Source organism: Vibrio sp. Vb1018 (assembly GCF_033338775.1).
Classification (GTDB): domain Bacteria; phylum Pseudomonadota; class Gammaproteobacteria; order Enterobacterales; family Vibrionaceae; genus Vibrio; species Vibrio alginolyticus.
On record NZ_JAWOTI010000012.1, the window covers coordinates 29,112 to 53,679 of the forward strand.

The 24,568-nt window shown below is 45.4% G+C and carries 22 protein-coding genes; 4 read left to right on the plus strand and 18 right to left on the minus strand.

Annotated elements, in window-relative coordinates; all coding sequences use genetic code 11:
- Window positions 1-127 precede the first annotated feature (127 nt).
- Complete coding sequence (locus R7Z10_RS13810; protein ID WP_025768253.1) at window positions 128-1,378, minus strand: TIGR03503 family protein; 1,251 nt, start codon at window positions 1,376-1,378, stop codon at window positions 128-130.
- A gap of 8 nt (window positions 1,379-1,386) precedes the next feature.
- Window positions 1,387-2,109, minus strand: a complete 723-nt coding sequence (gene dnaQ, locus R7Z10_RS13815; RefSeq protein ID WP_017636047.1) for a DNA polymerase III subunit epsilon — start codon at window positions 2,107-2,109, stop codon at window positions 1,387-1,389.
- A 59-nt stretch (window positions 2,110-2,168) separates the two neighbouring features.
- Here dnaQ and rnhA point away from each other — a divergent pair, with 59 nt between their 5' ends.
- Entirely contained in the window at window positions 2,169-2,633 is a 465-nt protein-coding gene (gene rnhA, locus R7Z10_RS13820) for a ribonuclease HI (RefSeq protein WP_005380384.1), read from the plus strand.
- Here rnhA and R7Z10_RS13825 read toward each other — a convergent pair.
- Window positions 2,630-3,376 carry a class I SAM-dependent methyltransferase gene (locus tag R7Z10_RS13825; RefSeq protein ID WP_017636046.1) on the minus strand — a complete coding sequence of 249 codons (747 nt, stop codon included), beginning with the start codon at window positions 3,374-3,376 and terminating at the stop codon, window positions 2,630-2,632. The genes rnhA and R7Z10_RS13825 overlap by 4 nt on opposite strands.
- A 37-nt stretch (window positions 3,377-3,413) precedes the next feature.
- On the opposite strand from R7Z10_RS13825, the gene gloB reads away from it, so the two are divergent.
- The 3 genes from gloB (at window position 3,414) to R7Z10_RS13840 (ending at window position 6,693) form a co-directional block, all read left to right on the plus strand.
- A complete protein-coding gene (gene gloB, locus R7Z10_RS13830; RefSeq protein WP_017636045.1) occupies window positions 3,414-4,172 on the plus strand; it encodes a hydroxyacylglutathione hydrolase in 759 nt (252 codons plus the stop codon).
- A gap of 254 nt (window positions 4,173-4,426) precedes the next feature.
- Entirely contained in the window at window positions 4,427-6,010 is a 1,584-nt protein-coding gene (locus tag R7Z10_RS13835; protein WP_017820746.1) for a LysM peptidoglycan-binding domain-containing protein, read from the plus strand.
- Window positions 6,007-6,693, plus strand: coding sequence for a YIP1 family protein (locus R7Z10_RS13840; protein ID WP_033905504.1), 687 nt, complete (start codon window positions 6,007-6,009; stop codon window positions 6,691-6,693). Before R7Z10_RS13835 ends, R7Z10_RS13840 begins: the two co-directional genes overlap by 4 nt.
- A 1-nt stretch (window position 6,694) precedes the next feature.
- Here the strand turns inward: R7Z10_RS13840 and R7Z10_RS13845 are convergent, their stop codons facing one another.
- The 15 genes from R7Z10_RS13845 to ispC form a co-directional block, all read right to left on the minus strand.
- A complete protein-coding gene (locus tag R7Z10_RS13845; RefSeq protein WP_033905505.1) occupies window positions 6,695-7,540 on the minus strand; it encodes an endonuclease/exonuclease/phosphatase family protein in 846 nt (281 codons plus the stop codon).
- A 140-nt stretch (window positions 7,541-7,680) separates the two neighbouring features.
- Window positions 7,681-8,019, minus strand: a complete 339-nt coding sequence (gene glnB, locus R7Z10_RS13850) for a nitrogen regulatory protein P-II (protein ID WP_005380372.1) — start codon at window positions 8,017-8,019, stop codon at window positions 7,681-7,683.
- Window positions 8,020-8,205: 186 nt separating this feature from the next.
- Complete coding sequence (locus R7Z10_RS13855; RefSeq protein WP_017636043.1) at window positions 8,206-8,520, minus strand: cytochrome c; 315 nt, start codon at window positions 8,518-8,520, stop codon at window positions 8,206-8,208.
- Between the two features lie 70 nt (window positions 8,521-8,590).
- The gene (gene tilS, locus R7Z10_RS13860; RefSeq protein ID WP_318105068.1) at window positions 8,591-9,901 is read right to left on the minus strand and encodes a tRNA lysidine(34) synthetase TilS; all 1,311 of its coding nucleotides are present in this window, start codon (window positions 9,899-9,901) and stop codon (window positions 8,591-8,593) included.
- 106 nt (window positions 9,902-10,007) lie between these two features.
- Window positions 10,008-10,967, minus strand: coding sequence for an acetyl-CoA carboxylase carboxyl transferase subunit alpha (gene accA, locus R7Z10_RS13865; protein ID WP_054577592.1), 960 nt, complete (start codon window positions 10,965-10,967; stop codon window positions 10,008-10,010).
- Between the two features lie 46 nt (window positions 10,968-11,013).
- On the minus strand, window positions 11,014-14,493 hold the full coding sequence (gene dnaE, locus R7Z10_RS13870; RefSeq protein WP_005385364.1) for a DNA polymerase III subunit alpha: 3,480 nt from the start codon (window positions 14,491-14,493) through the stop codon (window positions 11,014-11,016).
- Between the two features lie 81 nt (window positions 14,494-14,574).
- Window positions 14,575-15,210 (minus strand): ribonuclease HII, encoded by a 636-nt coding sequence (rnhB, locus tag R7Z10_RS13875; protein WP_025768249.1) that lies wholly within the window; start codon window positions 15,208-15,210, stop codon window positions 14,575-14,577.
- 9 nt (window positions 15,211-15,219) lie between these two features.
- Window positions 15,220-16,359, minus strand: coding sequence for a lipid-A-disaccharide synthase (lpxB, locus tag R7Z10_RS13880; protein ID WP_017636041.1), 1,140 nt, complete (start codon window positions 16,357-16,359; stop codon window positions 15,220-15,222).
- A gap of 119 nt (window positions 16,360-16,478) precedes the next feature.
- Window positions 16,479-17,267: an acyl-ACP--UDP-N-acetylglucosamine O-acyltransferase gene (gene lpxA / locus R7Z10_RS13885; protein WP_005380357.1), complete on the minus strand. Its 789-nt coding sequence runs from the start codon at window positions 17,265-17,267 to the stop codon at window positions 16,479-16,481.
- Between the two features lies 1 nt (window position 17,268).
- Window positions 17,269-17,721 (minus strand): 3-hydroxyacyl-ACP dehydratase FabZ, encoded by a 453-nt coding sequence (fabZ, locus tag R7Z10_RS13890; RefSeq protein ID WP_005380349.1) that lies wholly within the window; start codon window positions 17,719-17,721, stop codon window positions 17,269-17,271.
- A gap of 232 nt (window positions 17,722-17,953) precedes the next feature.
- Window positions 17,954-18,985, minus strand: a complete 1,032-nt coding sequence (lpxD, locus tag R7Z10_RS13895; RefSeq protein ID WP_042521415.1) for a UDP-3-O-(3-hydroxymyristoyl)glucosamine N-acyltransferase — start codon at window positions 18,983-18,985, stop codon at window positions 17,954-17,956.
- A gap of 6 nt (window positions 18,986-18,991) precedes the next feature.
- Window positions 18,992-19,501: an OmpH family outer membrane protein gene (locus tag R7Z10_RS13900; protein WP_005391804.1), complete on the minus strand. Its 510-nt coding sequence runs from the start codon at window positions 19,499-19,501 to the stop codon at window positions 18,992-18,994.
- Window positions 19,502-19,514: 13 nt separating this feature from the next.
- Window positions 19,515-21,929, minus strand: coding sequence for an outer membrane protein assembly factor BamA (gene bamA, locus R7Z10_RS13905; protein WP_042521413.1), 2,415 nt, complete (start codon window positions 21,927-21,929; stop codon window positions 19,515-19,517).
- A gap of 44 nt (window positions 21,930-21,973) precedes the next feature.
- Entirely contained in the window at window positions 21,974-23,332 is a 1,359-nt protein-coding gene (rseP, locus tag R7Z10_RS13910) for a sigma E protease regulator RseP (protein WP_203346017.1), read from the minus strand.
- Window positions 23,332-24,537: a 1-deoxy-D-xylulose-5-phosphate reductoisomerase gene (gene ispC, locus R7Z10_RS13915; RefSeq protein WP_213911178.1), complete on the minus strand. Its 1,206-nt coding sequence runs from the start codon at window positions 24,535-24,537 to the stop codon at window positions 23,332-23,334. The genes rseP and ispC overlap by 1 nt, the downstream gene beginning before the upstream one ends.
- Between the last annotated feature and the right edge of the window lie 31 nt (window positions 24,538-24,568).

Sequence of the window (24,568 nt, forward strand, 5' to 3'; positions counted from 1 at the left end):
TCCCAAACATATATTTGAATACAGTAAACTTAAATATTCATAATTTATCCATTTTTCTTCTTCCAACTTGGTAACTTGATAAAAAAACGGAGCCGATTGGCTCCGTTTCTCGCTTTATGTGTTACTACTATTTCTTTGGTACTTCTAATTGCATCTCTGGCATGGCATCGCGCTTCGCTTTAATTTTGCGCCAGACTATCCATGCAATGATCACAATCAGCAGCATTATCAAATTACCCACCGCGATAATAATCATGCTGCGCTTACGCTCAGCCTCTCGCTCAGCGATAATTTGCTTTTCCATTTCAATACGGCGCTGTTCGGCTAATTCAGCTTCTTTTGCAATTCGAGCAGCTTCTAGATCAACTTCATCAACAACACTGAAGGTTTGCTCTGGGATAGGAAACACCAACGAGCGCTGAGTTGCAAAATCAGTGGCAAAGATCTCGCCGCGCCATGCGTACTTACCAAGCTCAGCATCGTTATTGAGGTTCAACGTAACTCTCATTCCATCTTTAGAGACCTGTCCTTGGCTGTAACTAATGAAACCATCGGGAGCGTCCTTTTTCACTGTGACTGCAATAGAGCCTGGTGCAATCATACCTTGCTCGCCACTCACCACTAATTGGTGTGGCTTATCGGGATTACGAGCCTGAATAAAAGTACGAGAGATTGGGTTCGGATAAACCAAGATGACTTGCTCTTGCGCTCGTAAGAATACGCCATTGCCAGACGTGATGCGCGCACGGTACTTACCAGGCTCAACGTCTATTGGGAGCTGAACCGTGAACACTCCATCCCCTGCTTTTTCATCCAAGCCTCGGCCGTCATCAGAAAACTCACCCACAACCATCGGCACTGGACGTGCTTCTTTGATCAGCTCATCTTCATTTTCGACAAACTTGGTAAATGTCACGCGCAGATTCACGCGATCAAGGAAGTCGCGCAGTACAAGAGGTTTGCCGTCGGAGGTCAGGCGAGCTGTAAACTTAAGCGCTTCCCCATTATATAATCGGTTTGGGAACAGATCCGTACTGAGCTTTAGGTGAGAAATTAAGCGGATGTTATTTTTAGGCGTAACTTTCCCCACAGCCTGCCATGGACCTGGCATAGGGTTATCAACGGAAATAATATCGAGTGAGGCTTCTTGATACCAACGTACATTGTCGTAAGAGCCCCAAGCATAGTATTTTTTACCGTCAGGACGGACTAAAACAACTGGCTGAGAACTTTGCTCACGATAAACCAAAAACGTGATCTGCTCGATGGTTGGATCAACTCGAAAGCGATTGTCTAACAAAGACATTGTAGATTCACTCGCAGCACTCGAGAGACTACTCCATATCGCTAAAAACGCGACCAACAAAGCCCTCAACATAGCTTCTCCTATTGATGCCAAATACAGTTGTTCACCAACTCTAATCTTTTTTGGTGAGCTTCTAGTTCATCGGCACTTGCGCGCAAAACCTTTAGCGCTTTTCTTCCTTCAATACGACGAATGGTTTCTACCCCACCCTCTTGTTTATTCGCGTTAAATTCTAGACTCGTTTGACCACCCGTCATAAAGAGGTAAACGTCGGCTAGAATCTCCGCATCGAGCAAAGCTCCGTGGAGTGTACGGTGCGAGTTATCAATACCGTAACGTTCACATAAGATATCAAGGTTGTTTCGCTTACCAGGGAAGATTTTCTTCGCCATAGCAAGGGTATCGGTCACCTTGCAGTAGTCGTCCGTTTTGCCGATGTTAGGATCGAGCATGCCAAACTCGTAATCCATAAAGCCGGTATCGAAGGGCGCGTTGTGGGCAACAAGTTCTGCGCCTTTAATAAACTCAAGAAACTCTTGGTGCACGCTCGCGTATTCCGGTTTATCAACCAAGAATTCATCCGTAATACCGTGAACTTCAACCGCTTCTGGTTGGATTTCACGATCGGGTTTTAAATAAACGTGGAAGTGACGACCAGTCAGCTTACGGTTGATGATCTCCACGGCACCGATTTCAATAATGCGGTGTCCCATGTAGTGAGGACCACCCTCGCGGTTCATACCTGTGGTTTCGGTATCGAGAACGACAATGCGGTTATATTCAGAATTGCTGCTGGTATTCATAAGGTTATGTATGTCAGACTATGCTTTATTAAATGTTTCGGCTAATAGTACCAAAAAATATGACCAAACACGTTGAGATTTTCACTGACGGTTCTTGTTTAGGTAACCCAGGACCAGGTGGTTACGGCATAGTATTGCGTTACAAAGACGTAGAAAAGACACTTTCCAAAGGCTATACGTTAACTACCAACAACCGCATGGAAATGTTGGCGGCTGTCGTCGCGCTACAGACGTTAAAACAACCTTGTAAAGTCACTTTAACGACTGACAGCCAATATGTGCGCCAAGGTATTACTCAGTGGATCCATAACTGGAAGAAGCGTGGTTGGAAAACAGCGGATAAAAAACCCGTGAAGAATGCCGATTTATGGCAAGCTCTAGACAAAGAAACCGCACGCCATCAAGTTGAATGGCATTGGGTAAAAGGCCACGCGGGCCATCGTGAGAACGAAATGTGTGATGAGCTAGCCCGGACTGCTGCAGAAAACCCAACTGAGGAAGATACAGGTTACCAACCCTCTTAGCGAGATTCTTTCCTCATAGTGTTACCCTCTCGATTCATCACCCCAAGTGGTGTGAGCTTTTTCTTCAAGCGCCAATGCGGTTTGATAGGCTTGAGAGGGTATGTCCGTTTCCGCGCGACTATGTAATACAAACTCCCAGCGGGTGATGCCCAATCACCAAGACTATTTTCCAACCATGTCCACATCGTACGGTAACGTTTCATCGGAAACAGCGCATAACGATCACAATGAATCACTTGATAATTAAGTAACCCTAACCAATCTTTGATGCGGTTCGACGTAAACATTCGTCCACTCCAAGGCAAATTATGTTTACGCCATGGAAGCAAACTCGCTAATCCAGTCAAGCTTAATGGGTTGAATCCAGTAATAATTACATAGCCATCATCCATCATCACTCTATCGACTTCACGCAACAAACGGTGTGGATCGCTTGCATAGTCGAGCTGATGAGCGAGTATCACAACATCAAAGCTTTTTTCCAAAAAGGGTAATTCGTAACCATCTGCAATCACATTATGCAACGGGTTCTGGATATCTACGTTGACTTGGTGTTGAATGTTACAATTACAGCTGGTTAGCTCACAGCTCAACCCGCCCAGTTTGAGCATATGGTAGCCGAAGAGTTTCGGGCACCATTCATCAAGTCGGGTCTGGATTGACTCAAGCACCCACGGACCGTTGTTCATTGCTGACCAAGTCGACGGGTGTGGTATAGTTTTGTTGCTGAGTGCTGGTTTCATTAACCACCTGACTAAAATGGGTGACGGAGAACGAATCGTGTTAGAGATCAAAAGCATACCCGCATTTAATGATAATTACATCTGGCTGATACAAAATAGCGATAAGCGCTGCGCAGTCGTTGATCCGGGCGATGCGAAGCCAGTATTAGAATTTCTGCAGGCTAACGAATTAACTTTAGAAGCGATTTTAATTACGCACCACCACAACGATCACATTGGTGGCGTTCCAGACTTAGTGCGTGCATTTCCTGACGTCGCCGTTGTGGGCCCAAAATCAGAGCCAATTCCAACCCTAACGACACCAATGGAAGAAGGCGACAAGCTGGAGTTGTTTGGTGAGATTTTCTTAGTACTTGGGTTACCCGGCCATACTTTGGGCCATATCGGTTACGTTGGGGACGGAAAACTGTTTTGCGGTGATGTGCTCTTTTCTGCTGGCTGCGGTCGTATTTTTGAAGGTACGCCTGAGCAAATGTTTGAATCACTGAGCAAACTAACGTCTCTACCAGAAGAAACTCAAGTCTTCTGCGCGCATGAATACACCGCGAGTAACGTGGCGTTTGCTCTAGCGGTTGAACCTGACAATGAGCAACTTCGCCAATATCGCGACGATGTAAACCGACTGCGAGCACTCAACATTCCGACACTTCCAACAACAATACGCAAAGAAAAGTGGATTAATCCGTTCTTGCGAACCTCTAACCCTGACGTGGTTCAATCTGTTGCTAGTCGCATTAAAAATAGCGATCCATGCTCGGTTTTTACTGCTTTACGCGAGTGGAAGAACGAATTTTAACCATTTTCTGCTTGTAAGTTTGCAAGACCCCAGTATTATCAGGGACTGATTTTTCGAGAAGCGCCACTGGCGCTTCTCTTACGTTTGGGGTTGATATAAATCTATTTGAATTTCTCCCCATTGCATAATTAGAAGCTCTTTGCCTCTATAAATTAGTTAGTGTTTAAAAGATGTCTATTATCTTGCGACTGCCACGCACATTACGTTGCGCGACAGGCAGGTGAAGATAAACAGGCCCTAAATAGGCTGAATCCATGCGTTTGAAGTATACTTGGGCGTTGGCGTTGTTATTATCTGGCTGTCAATTGACTCAGTCAGATTCAACGTCTTCTACACCAGAAACCAATAAATCTGAGCAGACTGCAAAGCAAAATGCAGTAAAAGCTCAACCGGGCAATAAATCGTCACTAGCAAAAAAATCCGCTAACGACGCGCCTAAAGTTCTCTCCCCCCAAGAACAAGAAGATGTGTGGCAACGTATCGCCATGCAGCTGGACATGGATATCCCAAACCACAAGAAAGTGGACTACTACCGTACGTGGTATTTAAAGCACCCAAATCACCTTTACACGGTATCTAAGCGTGCGACTCCTTTTCTATACATGATCACAAAACGTATCGAAGAGCGCGGACTCCCAATGGAGCTAGCTTTACTTCCTGTAGTGGAAAGTTCATTCGATGCCTTTGCCTACTCACATGGTAGCGCGGCTGGGTTGTGGCAATTTGTCCCTGGCACCGGAAAAATGATGGGACTAGAGCAAAACTACTGGTATGACGGTCGCAGAGATGTGGCAGCAGCAACGGATGCAGCGCTGGACTACCTAGTACAACTAAACGAGCGTTTTGATGGTAACTGGGAACATGCAATCGCCGCTTATAACAGCGGTGGAGGCCGAGTTTCTAGCGCAATTCGTAAGAATAAAAAGCTCGGTAAACCTATCGATTTCTTCTCATTAGACTTACCAAAAGAGACCAGCAGTTACGTTCCTAAGCTATTGGCCTTGGCTGACGTTATCGCAAACCAAGACAAGTACGGACTTAATATTCCTGCAATTCCAAACAAGCCTGTTCTAACGCTTGTTGATCCAGAAGAGCAGTTAGATCTGGCTATTGCCGCAGATTATGCCGGCATTAGCGTAAAAGAGTTGCAGAGTTACAACCCAGCATACAACCAGTGGTCGACAGCGCCTGAGGGGCCGCACCAACTTTTGATTCCCGTAGAGAAAAAAGAGACTTTTCTCACCAAGGTGGAGAAAAATCGCGGTAAAGGGATGAAGGTCGCTCGCTACAAGGTGAAATCTGGTGACTCTTTAAGCGTGCTAGCTAATAAATACGGCACAACCACGAAAGTCATTCGACGTGCCAACGGCCTATCGAATAACAACATTCGTATTGGTCAATACCTATTGATTCCGACATCAACAAAAGACGATGCAAAATATGCATTAACGGCACAAAACCGATTAAACAAGACTCAATCTCGTGCTCGTGGTCAACTCAAGCTCACCCATGTCGTTCAGTCTGGAGAAAGTTTGTGGTCAATCGCACGTAACAATAAAGTGTCGTATAAATCGTTAGCTAAATGGAATGGTATGGGCCCTAAAGATCCATTGCGTGTGGGTCAAAAGCTAGTGATTTGGAAGGACTCAGACAAAGGTTCTGTGATCCGTACCGTTTTCTACAACGTTCGCTCTGGCGACACCATTAGCGGCATTGCAAGCAAGTTCAAAGTAAAAACGAACGACATCGTGAAATGGAACTCGCTACACAAGAAAAAATACTTACAACCAGGTCAAAAGCTTAAGTTGTACGTTGACGTAACGAAGGTAAGTGTATGAACCCATCAAGCAATCCACTTGTGATGCTGTTGGACATTTTTCGTTCTCCAACATCTTGTTTTCTCGCGCTTTATCAACGCGGTGGATGGGGATGGCAACCGTTCATCTTCCTGATGCTTAGTCCGTTTTTATTCTGGGGTGCTTACTTTTCGAATGTCGATTTCACGTGGCTCAGTGACCAACTTGCTGCGCAATTTCAGCAAATCGACCCGAAGCAGATTGAGCTATTAGAACCAAACACGCTAATGGCAAGCGCGATCATCAATGATGTATTCAACCGCTTTGCCACCTTAATATTGCTCGCGCTTTGGTTCTTTCTTGCAACAAAGGCAAGCAAACAACAATACGGTTACTGGAAATGGTTTGCCGCATCGTGTGCTATCTTATTCCCAGCAGTATTGGGCGATGTAGCAAGCTACGCGAGCTTGCTACTCAAGCATGGTCAGGTAATGACTTACGCTGCCGATTTAAATAGCCTCAATGGTCTATTAAAGCTGCCTCTTACTAACGAATGGTCTCATTTCGCTAGCTCGTTACCTTTGCTTCTGCCTTGGTACATTGTGCTCGGCTACGGCGTTGTACTGACGTGGACGGAGTTTGAACGTGGCCAAGCTTTGGTGATTGCAAGCCTGCCATGGGTATTCTTCTACGTTATTTGGGCACTTTATATTGTGGTAACCTAAGCTAGTCATTTAACGTAAATGACAATAACAATGGGTTATGATCGGAAGCGTCGCTCTGCGGCGCTTTTGCGTACTTAAGCGTCAGACCTCGGTAAAACACATGGTCCAGTGGTAACCCTGTTATAAATTGGACTCGATGATCCGGCAAGAACGTCACCTCTTGTAAGTCCGCAGCCTTTAAGGCCTGCCTCATCGCATTAACGCGAGATTCACTCCAGCTATTGAAGTCTCCAGCAAATAGAATTGGCCCCACATGATGCTTTAAAAGCATTTCAAGCGCCGTTAACTGAGATACATACTCTTTTGTACCCACGGTGAAGTTAATCGCATGTACATTCACCACTGCGAGTTTCTCGCCATTACTCAAGTGATACTGGCTATATAATGCAGACTTAGGTAAGCGAAGCCACGGCTCTTTAGAGGTGTAAGCGCAGGCTTTTTCTGGTTGCCCTTGAGCAATACTAATTACACCGGCACCGCTACCCAGCGCCTTAAAAGCACTCACTTGATTACTAACCCAGCGACCATCCACCAACCACTGTTTAAATGATGGTGTCATGCTGGCTTCTTGCAATAACAGTAACTGCTTATCAGCAGAAAACTCATCGAGTGCACGTTGCCAATTAGCCCGGTTCTGTTTGTAGATATTCCAGACAAGCACATTGATTTTGCCGTCATGATCGAGAGCTTTTGAATCGCTAAATTCGATGCACCTGATATCTTGTGTCAGCTCGGTACCTGTTTGAGTAATAATTTGCGGCTGATCTGGTACGGTGAAAATAACCTGGAAGCCAACCAATACCGCCATTACGAGAAAAGCTAACGCCAGAAAAAAACGCTTAAACATACGACAAACCTGAATGTAGGCACCCGAAATCTAGAACAACAAATCTCGGGTTAAATGATTTCACTAATAAGCAAACAACAAAAAAGGAGCCACTTGGCTCCCTTTTAGCATAATAAATACGAAACAAGTGACAAGAAACCTTAGATCGCGTCTTCGTCTTCTTCACCAGTACGAATACGAACCACACGCTCAATATCAGTGACGAATATTTTACCATCACCAATCTTACCAGTTTGCGCGGTTTCAATGATTGTCTCTACGCATTTATCAGCCACATCTTCCGTTACAACGATTTCGAGCTTCACTTTAGGTAGAAAGTCCACCATATACTCTGCACCACGGTAAAGCTCGGTGTGACCTTTTTGGCGACCAAAGCCTTTCACTTCAGAGACGGTCATCCCTGTAATGCCAACTTCAGCTAGCGCTTCTCGAACATCATCCAGTTTAAATGGCTTGATAATCGCTTCAATTTTTTTCATGTTCATCCCTTAAGCTTCAATCGATTGCGCTTATTATCGTTTAGCGTTTCGCAACATTCAATGTTTGTCTCTGATCCACCAGCGAAAATCCAGGCTGAGCAAATTAACATAGCGAATATCGTGAGTTGATAAAACCCAATGAGGACTGCTCAATGCCCAATCGTCCAAGCTTTTTCAGACTCGCGTTTACTTCAAACTTGCGTAGTAAGCCGCTAGGTTAGCGATATCTTCATCAGACAACAATGAAGCTTGAGCTTGCATCACAGCAGCAAGCCCACCTGTTCGCTCTTTATTTTTATAAGCTTTAATTGAACTGATAATATATTGCTCATTTTGCCCTTTCAGATTTGGGTAACCCGGAATGACAGCAATACCATCAGCGCCATGACACGCCGCGCATACTCCCGACTTTGCTTGACCTGCTGCAGCATCTCCCGCAGCTAGAGCCTGCCCACTGAACATGGTTAACGCCACCATTGCACCCATGATTGTTTTCTTCATTGCTTCACCTAATCAATTATTATTTAAGGATTTTTATATTTTATAATCGACATTGTGGCATGAATTTTCATTACCTTCGCCAAATAAGTTCACAATCTTGACCATTAAACGCCTGATCAACGAACAGATCTGCCACAGCAACGACTCGGTCTTGGTACATTAAAATCGGAATTTGACGACGCAGCCAGCTTGGCACATTGTATTCTTGGAATAACTTCTTCAGTTTTCGACTGTGATTACGCGTGGTTGGATGCGCTGATAAGCCTTCCGGATTGAAGGTCACGCGAAGCAATTCTGGCTGACTCGGTAGCGCAATCGTTGCGTTACTAGAACTCGTCGTTAAGGTCAGCTCCCCGAGTCCCTCAGGCAGCGACAAAGTCGCATCAACTTGAATCGTACTTTGCCACTTAGTGACATCAGCCGTTTCCGTTACCCAATAGAGACGATTTCGAAAACGGCGCACTTCACCTTGTTTAAGTTGTAGTTTGGGGTTGGCATCTTGCTGAGCTAATGCCACTTCATTCCAGATAAGATTGAGTTGTACCTGAGTCGGCATACTAGTATTAAGCTTAGCCAGCCACATACGAATCAAGCGCGCACGCGCTAATCCACTGTGCTTAGCCAGTTCTTCAATACTCAAACTAAGATCCGTTTGTAAAGCGCGTTCAAACACCGCGCTCAATAGTTCATCCAATAGCGCTTCTTGTTGAGCACATAAACTTGCACTGCGCTGAACCGCTTGATGGATACTCGGCCAGCGACCAGACAATTCAGGAATAACACAATGACGAAGAAAGTTACGATCATAACGGGTATCTTGATTGCTTTCGTCTTCCACCCACTCCAAGCCTAATTTAGTAGCGGCTTCTTCGATGGTCTTCCGCTTGATAGTAAGCAATGGTCGAACTAGAGATCCGCAAGAAAACGGCATACTCTCCGCCATCGAAGATAACCCTTTTGGCCCGCTACCGCGCTTAAGAGCAAGGAGAAAAGTCTCTATTTGATCGTCGGCATGTTGACCAGTCAACAGTATATCGCCTTCTTGAATGTACTTAGTTAAGGCTTGGTAGCGAGCTTCACGAGCAAGAAGTTCAATACTTTCACCATTGCTGATGTCTAAGCTCACTCGCTCAATCGAGCACGATATCCCCACTTGTTGTGCCCAAAGTAAGCATTTATCGGCCCAATTATCGGCATTCGAGCTTAAACCATGGTGCACATACACAGCGTGACACTCTACAAAGTGCGCTTGTTGGTAGCGACTGAGTAATTCGAGTAAAAGACGTGAATCCACTCCTCCGCTAAACGCCAAGACAACCTTAGTGCCTAATTGATAGTAGCGGTCGAGAACTTGAGCAAAATGCGGGTAAAGCGATTCCATAAGCGATCCGATAGGTACAAAAAAGGGCTGGACTCTCATCCAACCCTTTCTATTTTAACTGTTATCACTTGAGATATCAGCTAACGCTTAATAGCAATCACCGAAATTAACAGTAACCGTAGCTCATTAGACGCTGGTAACGACGCTCACGTAGCGCCTCTTCATCCAATTGTTCTAGATCTTCTAGCTGACGAAGTAATGTCGCTTTCATATTCGCTGCCATTTGAACATGATCGCGATGAGCGCCGCCTAGTGGCTCTTCAATGATTTCGTCGATCAGTTCAAGCTCTTTAAGACGCGGAGCAGTTAGACCCATTGCCTCTGCCGCTTGTGGCGCTTTGTCTGAATCACGCCATAAGATTGAAGCACAACCCTCAGGAGAAATTACTGAGTACGTAGAGTACTGAAGCATGTTCACATAGTCGCCTACACCAATTGCTAGTGCGCCGCCTGAACCGCCTTCACCAACAACGTTACAGATTACTGGCACTTTAAGACCAGACATCACTTTTAGGTTTTTCGCGATAGCTTCAGATTGACCACGCTCTTCTGCGCCCACACCTGGATACGCGCCAGCCGTGTCGATAAATGTGATGATCGGCATGTTGAAACGCTCTGCCATTTCCATCAAACGTAGCGCTTTACGGTAACCTTCTGGTTTTGGCATACCAAAGTTACGTTTCACTTTCTCTTTGGTTTCACGACCTTTTTGGTGACCAATGATCATCACAGGGCGGCCTTCAAGGCGAGCCATGCCACCCACAATCGCTTTGTCGTCTGCAAACGCGCGGTCACCCGCTAATTCATCAAACTCCTCAAAAGCGTGTTGGATGTAATCTAGCGTGTAAGGACGTAGTGGGTGACGAGCCAGTTGAGCTGTTTCCCATGCGCCTAGGTCGCTGAAGGTTTTTTTCTTCAGCTCTAAGCTTTTCTTCTCAAGCTGTTCGATTTCTTTATCCAGGTCAATCGCAGAATCACCACCGTGACGAGAGACATCACGTAATGCTTCAATTTTCGCTTCTAGTTCTGCAATTGGCTTTTCAAATTCAAGAAAGTTTAGGCTCATCTATGAATCCTTGTTTACTCAGCGTCTAACATATTGCGCTGAATTTTTAGTTAAATTCGAGTTCTACCTGGCTTTTGCCAAGCAACTGTTTTAAATCGTCGAGTAATGTATCACTTGGCGTAACTCGCCACTCGGTGCCCAATGTTAACCGCGCTCTGGCGTCGGCACGCTGGTAGTATACATTGACGGGTACGGTTCCGGCTTTGTGCGGTTCTAAAATACGGCTGAACTGCTCAAAAAACTGATCGTTGATCTGATTTGCATCTATCGATACCGACAAACCACGAGCGTATTTCTCGCGCGCACTGCCGAGATCCATAACTTCACGCGCCGACATTTTAAGGCCACCGTTGAAGTCATCAAAGCTGACCTGTCCAGAAACGACCAAAATTCTGTCTTTTTCGAGAAGTTCAGCGTATCGATCCAGCGCATCAGAGAACAACATCACTTCCATGCGGCCACTTCGGTCATCCAGTGTCATAATACCAATTCGTGTACCACGCTTGGTCGTCATTACACGAGCGGCAATAACCAGGCCGGCTACCGTGACAGATTGATCGCGGCGAGTGGGCGTTGCGTCTTTTAGTCGACAACTGGTGTATTTGTTTAGTTCCTTTACGTAGGCGTTAATTGGGTGCCCTGTCAAATATAGACCTAGGGTATCACGCTCGCCCTCTAACCACACTTTTTCTGGCCAAGGCGGAACCTGCGTATACTTATGCTCTACTTCTTCAGGTGCATCCGTTAGCACACCAAACATATCCGTTTGACCAAACGCCTCAGCTTGGTGATGTTGACTTGCTGCTTTTACCGCATCATTGAGTGACGCCATCATCGCCGCGCGGTGTGGGCCTAGTCGATCCAACGCGCCCGCGTAAATCAGCTTCTCTATCACTCGTTTATTGACACGTTTTAGATCAACTCGAGCACAGAAATCAAATAGGTCTTTAAAGTGACCACCTTTATTTCTCGCCTCAAGAATCGCATCGATAGGGCCCTCACCAACCCCTTTTATCGCACCAATACCGTAAACAATTGCGCCATTTTCATCAACATTAAAGCGATATAGGCCAGAGTTGATGTCTGGTGGCAGCACGGTAAGCTTCATACGGAAACACTCATCGACCAAGCCAACGACTTTTTCCGTGTTATCCATATCGGCTGTCATTACCGCAGCCATAAATTCGGCAGGATAATGTGTTTTCAGCCAAAGAGTTTGATAAGAAACCAATGCATAAGCAGCAGAGTGCGATTTGTTAAAACCATAACCGGCGAACTTCTCTACCAAGTCGAAGATTTTCATCGCCAACTCGCCATCGATACCGTTCTTTATCGCACCTTCTTCAAAGATAGCACGTTGTTTTGCCATCTCTTCTGGCTTTTTCTTACCCATTGCACGACGAAGCATGTCCGCACCACCTAGCGTGTAACCTGCTAAGATCTGCGCAATCTGCATTACCTGCTCTTGATACAGGATGATGCCGTAGGTTGGATCAAGCGTCTCTTTTAGCGACTCGTGTTGCCACTTTTCATCTGGATAAGAGATCGCTTCTCGACCATGTTTACGGTCGATAAAGTTATCTACCATGCCCGATTGCAAAGGACCCGGACGGAAGAGTGCTACCAATGCGATGATGTCTTCGAAACAGTCTGGCTGAAGTCGTTTGATCAGCTCTTTCATGCCTCGAGATTCAAGCTGGAATACTGCTGTCGTTTCAGAGTTTTGCAACAAACGGAAAGAGGCAGGGTCTTCTAACGGTATCGATTCAATTTGAACCGGCTCCTTACCTTCTCGCTCTAGACGTGGGTTAATCAGCCCTAACGCCCAGTCAATAATGGTTAAGGTACGTAGACCCAAGAAGTCAAACTTAACTAGGCCAGCGGTCTCAACATCGTTTTTATCAAATTGAGTAACCGGAAAGTGACCTTCAGCGTCTGCATAAATTGGCGCAAAATCGGTAATTGTTGTAGGTGAAATTACAACACCACCAGCGTGTTTACCGGCGTTTCGCGTACAGCCTTCCAAAATATGACACATGTCGATGAGTTCTTTGACTTCTTCATCGGCCTCATACAATTCAGGTAGTGCAGGTTCAGCTTTAAACGCTTTATCTAGCGTCATACCTGGATCGGGCGGGATCAGCTTTGAAATACGATCAACAAAACCAAATGGGTGGCCCAATACGCGGCCAACGTCACGGATTACCGCTTTTGCCGCCATGGTACCAAACGTGATGATCTGAGACACCGCGTCACGACCGTACATTTCCGCAACGTGGTCAATAACCTGGTCACGTTTATCCATACAGAAATCGACGTCGAAATCGGGCATCGAAACACGTTCTGGGTTCAAGAAACGTTCGAACAGCAAGTCGTATTCTAGTGGATCCAGATCGGTGATTTTTAGTGCGTAAGCCACCAAAGAACCAGCACCGGAACCACGTCCAGGACCGACAGGAATTCCATTATCTTTTGACCACTGGATGAACTCCATTACGATCAAGAAGTAACCAGGAAATCCCATTTGGTTGATAACATCTAGCTCTATCTGAAGACGTTCATCATATTCAGGGCGGCGACGTTTTCTCTCTTCCTCATCTGGAAATAGGAACTCTAAACGCTCTTCCAACCCCTCTCGGGATTTCATGACTAGGAACTCAGTCTCTTTCATCCCTTCGGTTGGGAAAGCTGGTAGGAAGTACTCCCCTAAGCGCACAGTCACGTTACAACGCTTCGCTATCTCGACACTGTTTTCTAACGCTTCAGGAATATCAGCAAACAGCTCGCACATTTCTTCTTCTGTACGAAGATATTGCTGCGGACTGTAGTTTTTTGGCCTACGCGGATCTTCTAATGTGTAACCATCGTGAATCGCTACGCGTATTTCATGAGCATCAAATAGGTCTGGACTCAGGAATACAACTTCATTGGTCGCCACTACTGGCAAGTCTTGCTGCTCTGCCAATTCAACCGCAAAGTGAAGATAAGTTTCTTCATCTGGACGACCGGTACGAAGTAGCTCAAGATAAAAGCGATCTGGAAAATGCTGTTTATAGAAATCAACACACCCTTGCACTATTTGACGGTTGCCTTTCAAAAGGCCGCGACCAATTTCTCCGCTTTTACCGCCGGATAATACAATCAGGCCTTCAGACATTTCAGCCAACCAGGCTTTGTCAATCACTGGGTGGTGTTGAACATGTCCACGTAAGTACGCTTTTGATATCAATAACGTCAGGTTCTTATAACCTACATTATCCGCCGCAAGCAAAGTCACTTGTGTCAGCTCTTCACCAAACTCGTCCGACTGCATTTTAAAGTCAGCACCAATGATCGGTTTAACACCACTGCCATGCGCCGTACCGTAAAACTTCACCAAACCACATAGGTTGGTAAAGTCGGTCAACGCCATTGCGGGCATACCGAGCTCAGCAACTTTCTTTACGATTGGCGGAACTTTGTTGAGGCCATCCACCATCGAGAAGTCACTATGAACACGCAGGTGGATGAATTTGGGATCTGACATTAACAGGTACCGTGTAACTCTATTTTGTTGGGGATTCTAACCTAAAGAGGTTGGGTTTATAACACCAATTAGATCGTTTGATTATTCTATGCTTAACGCTTTTTTTACTGGCTTGAAACTCTTGCGGTGTTCACTGATCACTCCGTGCTGCTCAATCGCTTCAAAGTGCGCTTTAGTTGGGTAACCTTTGTGCTTCGCGAAGCCAAATTGTGGATGAAGTTTATCCAACTCTTCCATCTCTTGGTCACGCACGACTTTGGCAATAATGGAAGCCGCACTGATTTCGGCAACACGTAGATCGCCTTTTACTACAGCTTGAGCATCCATTGGCAGCTCCGGACAACGGTTACCATCAATCAACACCAAATCAGGTTGAACCTGTAACCCCGCCACTGCACGCTGCATCGCAACCATAGTCGCCTGTAAAATATTCAGTTGATCAATTTCTTCAGGAGAACAACGCCCGACCGCCCACGCCAATGCTTTTTCTTTGATTTCAGGAAGCAACGCCATGCGTTTCTTTTCGGTCAATTTTTTCGAATCGTTCAACCCTTCAATAGGATTGTGAGGATCAAGGATAACCGCAGCGGTGACGACGTCTCCCACCAAAGGGCCACGTCCGACCTCGTCGACTCCGGCCACAAGCTGATAACCTTGCGGATATTCAAACGGAGGGAGTTCAACTTTGGTTTTGGTCGCTTTTGGTTTAACAGCCATGATAAATATCTATTTCTCAATCAGTTTTAGAACTGCGTTTGCGGCTTGTTGGTCCGCATCTTTACGAATCCAATGATGCATTTCCGTAAATTTATCTAACATCGGTTTATTGTCGCTTTCCAATAAGCGAGAAACCTCAGTAAACAAATTGTCTGGTGTGCACTCATCTTGTAGATATTCTTTGACGAGCTCATCATCCGCCAAGATATTCGGCAATGACACATACTTCGTTTTCAATAGACGTTTAGCTAAGAAAGCAGTAAATGCATTCACACGATAACCCACCACCATTGGACGCTTGAGAAGCATACACTCCAACGCTACGGTACCGGAGGCCAACATCACGGCATCGGATGCGGTGATGACGTTGCGTGCGGTGTCATCAACTAACTTGAAGTCCAACTCTGGCGCTAGCTCTTTCCATGCTTGTTCAAACTGCTCACGGCGTTTTTGATTAACAAGCGCGACAACAAACCCCAGTTCTGGAAATTTTTTATGGAGTAACTTGCAGGTTTCAATAAATGGCTCTGAGAGCATTTTTAACTCGCTACCACGACTGCCTGGCAGGACAGCAAGCCACTTTTTATCTTGTTCTAAACCAAGCAACTCACGTGCAGGCGCTTGTTCTGATTCTAGTGGGATGGCATCAGCCAAGGTATGACCAATGAACTCGCAAGGTACATTAAATTTGTCGTAGAACGCTTTCTCAAACGGAAGAAATGCTAGCACCAAGTTCGTTGCCGCTTCTATTTTAAAGATGCGCTTCTGACGCCAAGCCCAAACAGACGGACTCACGTAATGAACGGTTTTAATGCCCGCTTGCTTGAGGTCAAGCTCCAGGCGTAAGTTGAAGTCAGGAGCATCGATCCCGATGAAAACATCAGGCGGATTCTGAGTAAAATACTGAACGAGCTCAGCTTTCACTTTAAGAAGTCTCGGTAAGCGGCCTAAAACCTCGACTAATCCCATCACCGCAAGCTCTTCCATATCAAACAGAGACTCGCAACCTTGGGCTATCATTTTCGGACCACCAATGCCTACGAACTCTGCGTCTGGATATTGTTGCTTTACTGCTTTGATAAAGCCTTCACCTAGCGTATCGCCAGACAATTCTCCGGCAATGATGCCAATACGTAATGGTCTTTCCATATCTACTTCGCTATTTTTCCTGTGCGCTATGGATAACGGTTTGCCTTATCCATAAAACACAAAAAGATCGTAACCTCAAATTTGGTCACGATCTTTTTATTTATTGGTTCATTCGCCAATTAACGAATAATGCCACGTTCCGTCGTTTCCAGAATATCTGAGAAACGCTTCACAGCCGGCCACTCTTGAGCCATTTCAGCCAGAATAGGCTTCACTTCTTCTAGCGTCTTACCTGAACGGTAGATTTCTTTATACGCTTTTTGTAGCGCACGAATCTCTGGTTTCTCAAAGCCATTACGCTTCAAGCCAACAAGGTTCAAGCCGAATGGAGTAGCGTGGTTACCTTGCGCGAGTACATAAGCTGGGACATCTTGCACCACAGCTGAACAGCCGCCAATGTATGCGTAAGCGCCCACTGTACAAAACGGATGAATCGCAGACAGTGCCATCACACCGGCATAGTCATCAACAGTAACGTGACCACCAAGAATCGAGTTATTACCGATATGAGTGTGGTTACCAATAACAACATCATGCGCAACGTGTGCATTCACACACAATAAGTTGTCATCACCAATGATCGTGGTTGCTTTGTCTTGCACTGTGCCGCGGTGAACTTGGACCGCTTCACGAATGACGTTACGGTCACCGATAACCACAGTTGTGTCTTCACCACCGTATTTTTTGTCTTGGTTTTCTTCACCAATGACAGCATGTGGGAAAATACGGTTATCTTTGCCAATAGTTGTGTGACCTTTGATCACAACGTGAGACATCACTTCTGTGCCTTCACCAATTTCAACCGTAGAGGTGATGTACGTAAAAGGACCTACTGTTACGTTAGCACCAATTTTGGCGCCCTCTTCTACCACCGCTGCCGGGTGGATTTTAGCGGTTTCATGAATCATATTAAAACTCTCGACGAGCACACTTCAGTTCTGCAGAACATACCACTTCACCGTCAACTTTTGCTACACCGCTAAATGCAGCAATGCCGCGACGTTCTTTCAGAAATTCTACCTCAATAACCAATTGGTCGCCCGGAACCACTGGTTTACGGAATTTCGCGCCGTCTACGCTTGCAAAGTAGTACAGTTCATTTTCTGTTGGTGCACCAAATGATTTAAATGCAAGTAAGCCTGTTGCCTGAGCCATTGCTTCTAAAATCAAAACACCTGGGAATACTGGTAGTTGAGGAAAGTGACCTGTGAACTGAGGTTCGTTAACCGACACGTTTTTAATCGCGTGAAGGTACTTCTCTTCTTGGAAGTCTATCACTCGGTCGATCAATAAGAATGGGTAGCGATGAGGTAGTAGCTCTTGAATTTCAGAGATGTTCATCGTTTTCTTTTCAGTAGTCAAAGTCGTCTTCCTATATCAATTTTTTGCCGCCAAGATGGCAAACGTGGCAACAGGTCGTAAAGCCGAATCGCTTTGCAATATACTAGCAAAATACGCACCATCTTGGAGTTAAATCTACTTAGAGCGCGTCATTATAGAAGAAAAAGACCCGCATTTCGCGAGTCTTCTTACAGAATATGGAACTAGAGCTTGTTAGCCTTCGTGTTAAATACAGAGCGAAAGATAACTTGTTCTAAATTTCTTCTTTCTGTTCCAGCTGTTTTTCAACCGCTTTTAGGCGCTTATTCATCTCATCAATACGGTGAACTCGAGTCGCGGTCTTACGCCACTCTCTGTTCGTTTGTAGTGGGATACCTGATGAGTAAAGGCCTTTTTCTTCGATACTGCGCATTACCATGCCCATACCTGTAATAGCCACACCATCTGCGATAGTGATATGGCCATTCAGAACAGACGCGCCGCCAATCTGGCAGTACTTACCAATTTTTGTACTGCCCGCGACAATAGTACCACCAGGCATCACGGTACCATATCCGATCTGCACGTTGTGCGCGATTTGAAGTTGGTTATCCAGAATGACATTGTCTTCAATGATAGTATCTTCGAGTGCACCGCGGTCAATCGTAGTACAAGCACCAATCTCAACGCGGTTACCGATACGCACTGAACCAAGCTGAGGAATTTTGATCCACTCGCCTTTGTCATTCGCATAACCGAAGCCATCAGAGCCAATGACGGTACCCGATTGAACGAGACAGTCATCACCCAATGACACTTCATGATAGATAGTGACATTAGCCCAAAGCTTGGTGTTATTCCCTAGCTTGGCGTTCTTACCGATAAAACAACCAGCTCCAACGCTTACGTTATCGCCGAGTTCTACGCCCGTTTCAATCACAGCGTTAGCGCCGATTGTAACGTTCTCACCCATCTTAACGTCAGCGGCAATCACAGCACTTGGTGCAATATCGTTTGCCGGCTTTGGTGTGGTATCCATCGCTTGAACCACACGAGCAAATGCGACATAAGGGTCTGAAACCACTAACGCATTTCCAACGCATTGATCTTTATGCTCAGCCTTTACCATAACAACGGTAGCTTGGCACTCAGAAAGGTGTTTTGCGTATTTTGGGTTAGACAAGAAGGTTACATCACCTTCTTGTGCTTTATCCATTGGGGCAACACGGCTTACAACGAGAGACTCGTCACCAAACAGTTCACCCCCGGTAATTGTCGCCAATTCGGCTAATGTTAATGTCTTCATAACTTCTTATTTTAGAGCTTTAATTACGTCTTCAGAGATATTGTATTCTGGCTTGCCGTACTGCAAAGCAGAGATATCAATCACAAGATCGTAACCATTTTTGTCTGCGACTTTCTTAACTGCATCTTGAATCGTTTTGAAAAGCTTCGCTTTTTCTTCAGCTTCACGACGCGCACTTGCTTTTTCAAGTGCTTGTGCTTTCACTTTGTACTCGCTGTCTAGCTTCGCGATATCGATACGTAGCTTTTCAACTTCGTCTTGACCCAAAAGCTCGCCGTCACGTTGTAGCTTCTCAATCTTTGTTTTAGCTTGTGCTTGGATTGACTTCAGTTCATCAGCTTTGCTTTTGAAGTCTTTCTGCATTTTTTGTAGTACAACTTCACGTTGAGGAAGAGCTTGGAAAACTTGAGCTGTATTTACATAAGCAATTTTTTGTGCAGCTTCTGCCGCATTTGCAAACATTGAAGAGCTCAGTACAAGAAGGCCAATCCCAGCCGCTTTGATCATTTTATTCAAAATATTTTCCTCTTTAGAAAGTTCTACCGATAGTGAATGTGAAGAACTCTTCATCATCGCCATCAAATTTCTTAATTGGTTTCGCTAGTGAGAATACTAGTGGCCCCATTGGAGACATCCACTGCAACGCCGCACCGTAAGAAGAGCGGTAGTTGGTTGGATCTGAGTAATCGTAGTAGTAACGGTCACCATATTCCGCACCTGAATCGCGGTAGTCAAACTCCGTATCCCAAACACTTGCCATATCAAAGAAGATACTGGTACGAATTTGGTTTTGTACTTCTTCTGATGCAAATGGTGTTGGGACAATCAACTCAACACTTGCTAGCGCTACGGCGTTACCACCAACAGAGTCATCTGTTGCTGTATCTGCGCCATTGTTTGAACCAGATGTATCACGGTAAACCGCTTTAGGACCAACAGAGTTTGAGCCAAAGCCACGAAGCGATGTAAAGCCACCTGCGTAGTAGTTTTCGTAGAATGGGAACAAGTTATCGTTGCCATCCGTTTGACCGTAACCATTACCGTAACCTAAGCGGCCACGGAACAAGAGGGTAAACTCGTGCTTTTTAGTCAATGGCACATACTGACGAACATCGTACTGCATTTTGAAGTATTGAACGTCAGAGCCAGGTACGGTCATTTTATAGAATGCACGCTGATGGTTACCTGCCGTAGGGAAGTAGCCACGGTTTAAGTTATTACGTGTCCAAGAGATATTGAAGTCGAAATCGTTTGTGTTCAACGCTCCACTAGAATCAATGTTGTCTGCTTGTGCTCGTAAGAACTGCTCTACCTGTAAGTAAGGCGATAAGTTACCGATCTTGTTGTGCGTATAACCGACACCGAATTCAAAACGGTTCAACTCATCGAATGGGAAACCCCACGTTAAGCTCGCGCCATAGCTTTCGTTGGTATAGTCAACGATATTGGCTTCTTTCGCTTCAAATTCGTTATAGAAAACCTTACCACCTAAGCTTACACCGTCTAAGTTCCAGTACGGATCACGGTAATCTAGACTGATGTTTTTCTGGTAGTCATTCATCATCGCGTTGATACCAACACGGTTACCACTACCAATGAAGTTATCTTGTTGCAGGCCAACCTGGAAGCTCACACCCGATTCTGTGCCGTAGCCAACACCGAAGTTAACGCTACCAGAGTTCGCTTCTTTGACAGAGTAAACTAGGTCAACTTGATCATCACTACCAGGAACTCGAACCGTCTGTACTTCAACATTTTCAAAGTAGCCCAAACGATTTAGACGAGTTTTACCCGTTTCAATCGATTTCGAGTTCAACCAACTGCCTTCCATCTGACGCATTTCACGACGAAGGACTTCATCTTTGGTTGAGTTATTACCCGTGAAGCGAATGTCACGAACATAAATTCGGTTACCCGGGTCTACGTTAACGACCAAAGAAACTTCTTGATTCTCGTCGTCAAACTCTGGAATGGTATTCACTTGAGGATAAGCATAACCAGACTCACCAAGCACACGCTTAATCCCTTCTTCCATTGAAGTAACCAACGAGCCGTTGTATGTCTCATTGTCTTCAAATGGCACAAGTCTTTCGAACGTCGCTTCCTCGCCAATCAAATCACCACGGAACTTCACGTTCTTAACGGTGTAAACCTCGCCCTCTTCTAGACCAAGAGTAATGTATACCCCTTTCTTGTCAGGAGAGATTGCAACTTGTGTCGAATCAACGTTAAATTTTAAGTAACCACGATCCAGGTAGAATGATTTGAGTGCCTCAATATCACCTGCAAGGACTTGCTTTTGATACTTTTCATCAGAAAGGAAATTCCACCACGGCACATCAACATTTAAGTTAAAGCGCGAAAGCAGTTCTTCATCACTGAACACTTCATTACCGATAAAGTTGATTTGCTGAATTTTTGCCGACACACCTTCAGTAAAGACAAACTTAAGATCAGAACGATTACGTGGTAGTGGAGTCACCACCGCTTTTACTGTTGCGTTGTATTTACCTACGCTGTAGTAAAAGTCTTCTAAGCCTTTTTCAATGTTGCTTAGCGTGGTGCGGTCAAGCGCTTCACCTTCACGAACGCCAGACGCGTTCAGGTTTTCTTGTAGCTGCTCGTCCTTGATTGCTTTGTTACCTGAAAAAGAGATGCTTGCAATGGTAGGACGTTCTTTGACTTGAACCATCAGAACACCACCGTCACGCAACACTTTCACATCTTCAAAGTTACCAGATGCATACAGGGCGCGGATAATTTCTGCAACATCGCCTTGGCCAATGGTATCACCGACACGTACAGGCATTTTCAACAATGCAGCACCCAGTGCTACACGCTGCAATCCATCGATTTCAATATCTTGAACTACGAAGTTCTCTGCTCCATTTGCAGATACACTGGTCGCCAGTAAACTTGCAAATAGAATTCGCTTAATCGCCATACTTGTTCTAATTATTCCTTGCTACTGCTTTTGTCTCTGAACTATCACAGACGAGTAAAATCATTAAATAGCGCTAACGCCATGAGCGAGAAGATGATCGCACCACCAATTCTAAAGCCCATTTCCTGCACTTTCTCAGGAACAGGACGTCGAATGACTGCTTCAATTGCAAAAAACAACAAATGACCGCCATCCAACATTGGTAAAGGAACGAGATTAATAATACCTAGGTTAACACTAATTAGAGCGAGAAAACCTAAAAAGTAGACCAAACCATAATCTGCTGTCGCGCCTGCGCCTTTGGCTATTGATATTGGTCCACTCAGATTATTCAGACCAACGTCTCCAACAATCAGCTTCTTAAGCATGCTGATTGTCAAACCAATGACTTGGCCAGTTTTGTCTACTGCTTTACCTATTGACTCGAATACACCAAACTGAAGATCGAAGCGATAACTTTCTGGCCATTCTGCGACTTTAGGTGCAATACCTGCAAAACCAACGACTTCTTTGTTAGCTAGCTCACGGCTACCGGGCGTCAGCGTCAATGTTTGCTCATAACCCTGACGTAACACCGTCAATTCAAGCGGTGTATCAGGATTAGAACGAATCGCTTCAACCACTTGCTTCCATTCGGTCACGCGTTGTTGACCAATTGCGACAACCTCATCACCTGGAAGCACACCGGCTTTTTCCGCCGCTCCACCTTGCGAGACCTGCTCGATAACTCGATACACCTCCGGTGTATACGGAGCAAAACCTAACGACTGCATCGCTGACTGAGTTTCTGGGTCGAACTTCCACTCACGTAAATCGAGCGTTTTCGTTACTTCTGAACCAACTTCATTCGCTGACGTTAGTGTTACCGTCATCAAATCATCGCCAATATGAGAAATCAATCCCATATTTACTGATTCCCAATCCGGAGTTTTGATACCAGATATCGATTTAAGTTCCATTCCAGATTCAATTCCAGCTTCCGCAACAATCGAATTGGGCGTAACTTCACCAATTACAGGCTTAACTGCTGGGATACCAATTAGAAATACCAGCCAATAGGCAAAAATTGCGAAAAGAAAATTAAAGATGGGGCCAGCCGCAACAATAGAGGTTCGTTTCCATAACGGCTTCTTATCAAACGCTAGGTGCTTCTCATGTTCTGGCACCTCATCGACACGGCTATCAACCATTTTCACATAGCCGCCGAGAGGGATCATTGAGATGCTGTACTCCGTTCCGTCTTTGCCTACTTTACTCCAAATAGACTTGCCGAAACCGATTGAAAACTTTTCAACTTTAACGCCGCAACGGCGAGCAACCCAAAAATGCCCAAATTCGTGCACGGCAACAAGAATGCCCAGTGCGACGATAAAAGAAATGAGATTCCACAATATACCAGTCATCAGCTACGCTCGCGTATGGTTTCTAGGGCAATAGTTCGTGCCATTCTATCTAGCTCGAGCAAGCTTTCCAAGCTATTCGCATTCTCAGCTTTGCAGCTTGCGTTGATTTTATTCAACACAGACTCATTGATGCGAGCAATATCGGTAAAACCTAGTCTGTTATTTAAAAATGCATCAACAGCGACTTCATTAGCTGCGTTCAATGCTGTTGTTGCGTGTTGACCTTCATAACAGGCATCAATTGCGAGTTTTAAACATGGGTAACGAGCAAAGTCAGGCTGCAAAAACGTCAGCTCACCAACTTTCGTGAAGTCTAGCGGCTTAACCCCAGCTTCCACTCTTGACGGGTATGACATGGTGAGCGCAATTGGCGTCGCCATATCCGCTTCTCCCATTTGTGCCAAGACCGAACCATCACGATACTGAACCATAGAATGAATTACCGATTGAGGGTGAATAACCACCTTCAGTTGTTCGCGAGCAGCATTAAATAGCCACTTAGCTTCGATATACTCAAGGCCTTTATTCATCATCGTGGCAGAGTCAACAGAAATTTTTGGCCCCATCGACCAGTTTGGATGAGCAATCGCCTGAGCGGGTGTCACCTGCTCCAGTTCTGCGATGTCAGTGTAACGGAAAGGACCACCAGATCCAGTCAACAAAATATGAGAAATGCCATGTTCTTGTAAATTGCAACGACCTAGATTGGTTTGTACTTGCTGTGGTAAACATTGGAAAATGGCGTTGTGTTCACTGTCGACGGGAAGTAGCTCTGCGCCAAATTCTTCTACAGCATCAATAAATAGCTGGCCTGACATTACAAGTGCTTCTTTATTTGCCAACAAGACTCGCTTACCTGCTTTCACGGCAGCCATGGTAGGCAATAAGCCAGCGGCTCCTACAATAGCAGCCATTACACTGTCGACCTCGTCCAGCGAAGCTATATGACATAGCGCATCAGTACCACCTAGCACTTCGGTACCTGGCGAAACCGAGTGTAGCTCAGCTTGAAGTTGAGACGCCGCAGCTTTATCTGCCATGACCGAATATTTAGGTTGCCACTGACGACATAGACCGATCATCTTTTCAACGTTAGTGCTTGCCGCTAAGGCAACGACAGAAAACAGATCTGGGTTTTGTTCGACCACTTTAAGCGTGCTTGCACCAATTGATCCAGTAGCACCAAGAATCGTTAACTTTTGCATGTTGTAAGACCGTTAGAAAGCTCAGGAGCGA

Excerpts from the sequence above, each read along its gene's own strand:
- R7Z10_RS13810 (WP_025768253.1), bottom strand. The coding sequence starts at position 1,378 with ATGTTGAGGGCTTTGTTGGTCGCGTTTTTAGCGATATGGAGTAGTCTC.
- dnaQ (WP_017636047.1), bottom strand. The coding sequence starts at position 2,109 with ATGAATACCAGCAGCAATTCTGAATATAACCGCATTGTCGTTCTCGAT.
- rnhA (WP_005380384.1), top strand. The coding sequence starts at position 2,169 with ATGACCAAACACGTTGAGATTTTCACTGACGGTTCTTGTTTAGGTAAC.
- R7Z10_RS13825 (WP_017636046.1), bottom strand. The coding sequence starts at position 3,376 with ATGAAACCAGCACTCAGCAACAAAACTATACCACACCCGTCGACTTGG.
- R7Z10_RS13835 (WP_017820746.1), top strand. The coding sequence starts at position 4,427 with ATGCGTTTGAAGTATACTTGGGCGTTGGCGTTGTTATTATCTGGCTGT.
- R7Z10_RS13840 (WP_033905504.1), top strand. The coding sequence starts at position 6,007 with ATGAACCCATCAAGCAATCCACTTGTGATGCTGTTGGACATTTTTCGT.
- R7Z10_RS13845 (WP_033905505.1), bottom strand. The coding sequence starts at position 7,540 with ATGTTTAAGCGTTTTTTTCTGGCGTTAGCTTTTCTCGTAATGGCGGTA.
- glnB (WP_005380372.1), bottom strand. The coding sequence starts at position 8,019 with ATGAAAAAAATTGAAGCGATTATCAAGCCATTTAAACTGGATGATGTT.
- R7Z10_RS13855 (WP_017636043.1), bottom strand. The coding sequence starts at position 8,520 with ATGAAGAAAACAATCATGGGTGCAATGGTGGCGTTAACCATGTTCAGT.
- tilS (WP_318105068.1), bottom strand. The coding sequence starts at position 9,901 with ATGGAATCGCTTTACCCGCATTTTGCTCAAGTTCTCGACCGCTACTAT.
- accA (WP_054577592.1), bottom strand. The coding sequence starts at position 10,967 with ATGAGCCTAAACTTTCTTGAATTTGAAAAGCCAATTGCAGAACTAGAA.
- dnaE (WP_005385364.1), bottom strand. The coding sequence starts at position 14,493 with ATGTCAGATCCCAAATTCATCCACCTGCGTGTTCATAGTGACTTCTCG.
- rnhB (WP_025768249.1), bottom strand. The coding sequence starts at position 15,210 with ATGGCTGTTAAACCAAAAGCGACCAAAACCAAAGTTGAACTCCCTCCG.
- lpxB (WP_017636041.1), bottom strand. The coding sequence starts at position 16,359 with ATGGAAAGACCATTACGTATTGGCATCATTGCCGGAGAATTGTCTGGC.
- lpxA (WP_005380357.1), bottom strand. The coding sequence starts at position 17,267 with ATGATTCATGAAACCGCTAAAATCCACCCGGCAGCGGTGGTAGAAGAG.
- lpxD (WP_042521415.1), bottom strand. The coding sequence starts at position 18,985 with ATGAAGACATTAACATTAGCCGAATTGGCGACAATTACCGGGGGTGAA.
- bamA (WP_042521413.1), bottom strand. The coding sequence starts at position 21,929 with ATGGCGATTAAGCGAATTCTATTTGCAAGTTTACTGGCGACCAGTGTA.
- rseP (WP_203346017.1), bottom strand. The coding sequence starts at position 23,332 with ATGACTGGTATATTGTGGAATCTCATTTCTTTTATCGTCGCACTGGGC.
- ispC (WP_213911178.1), bottom strand. The coding sequence starts at position 24,537 with ATGCAAAAGTTAACGATTCTTGGTGCTACTGGATCAATTGGTGCAAGC.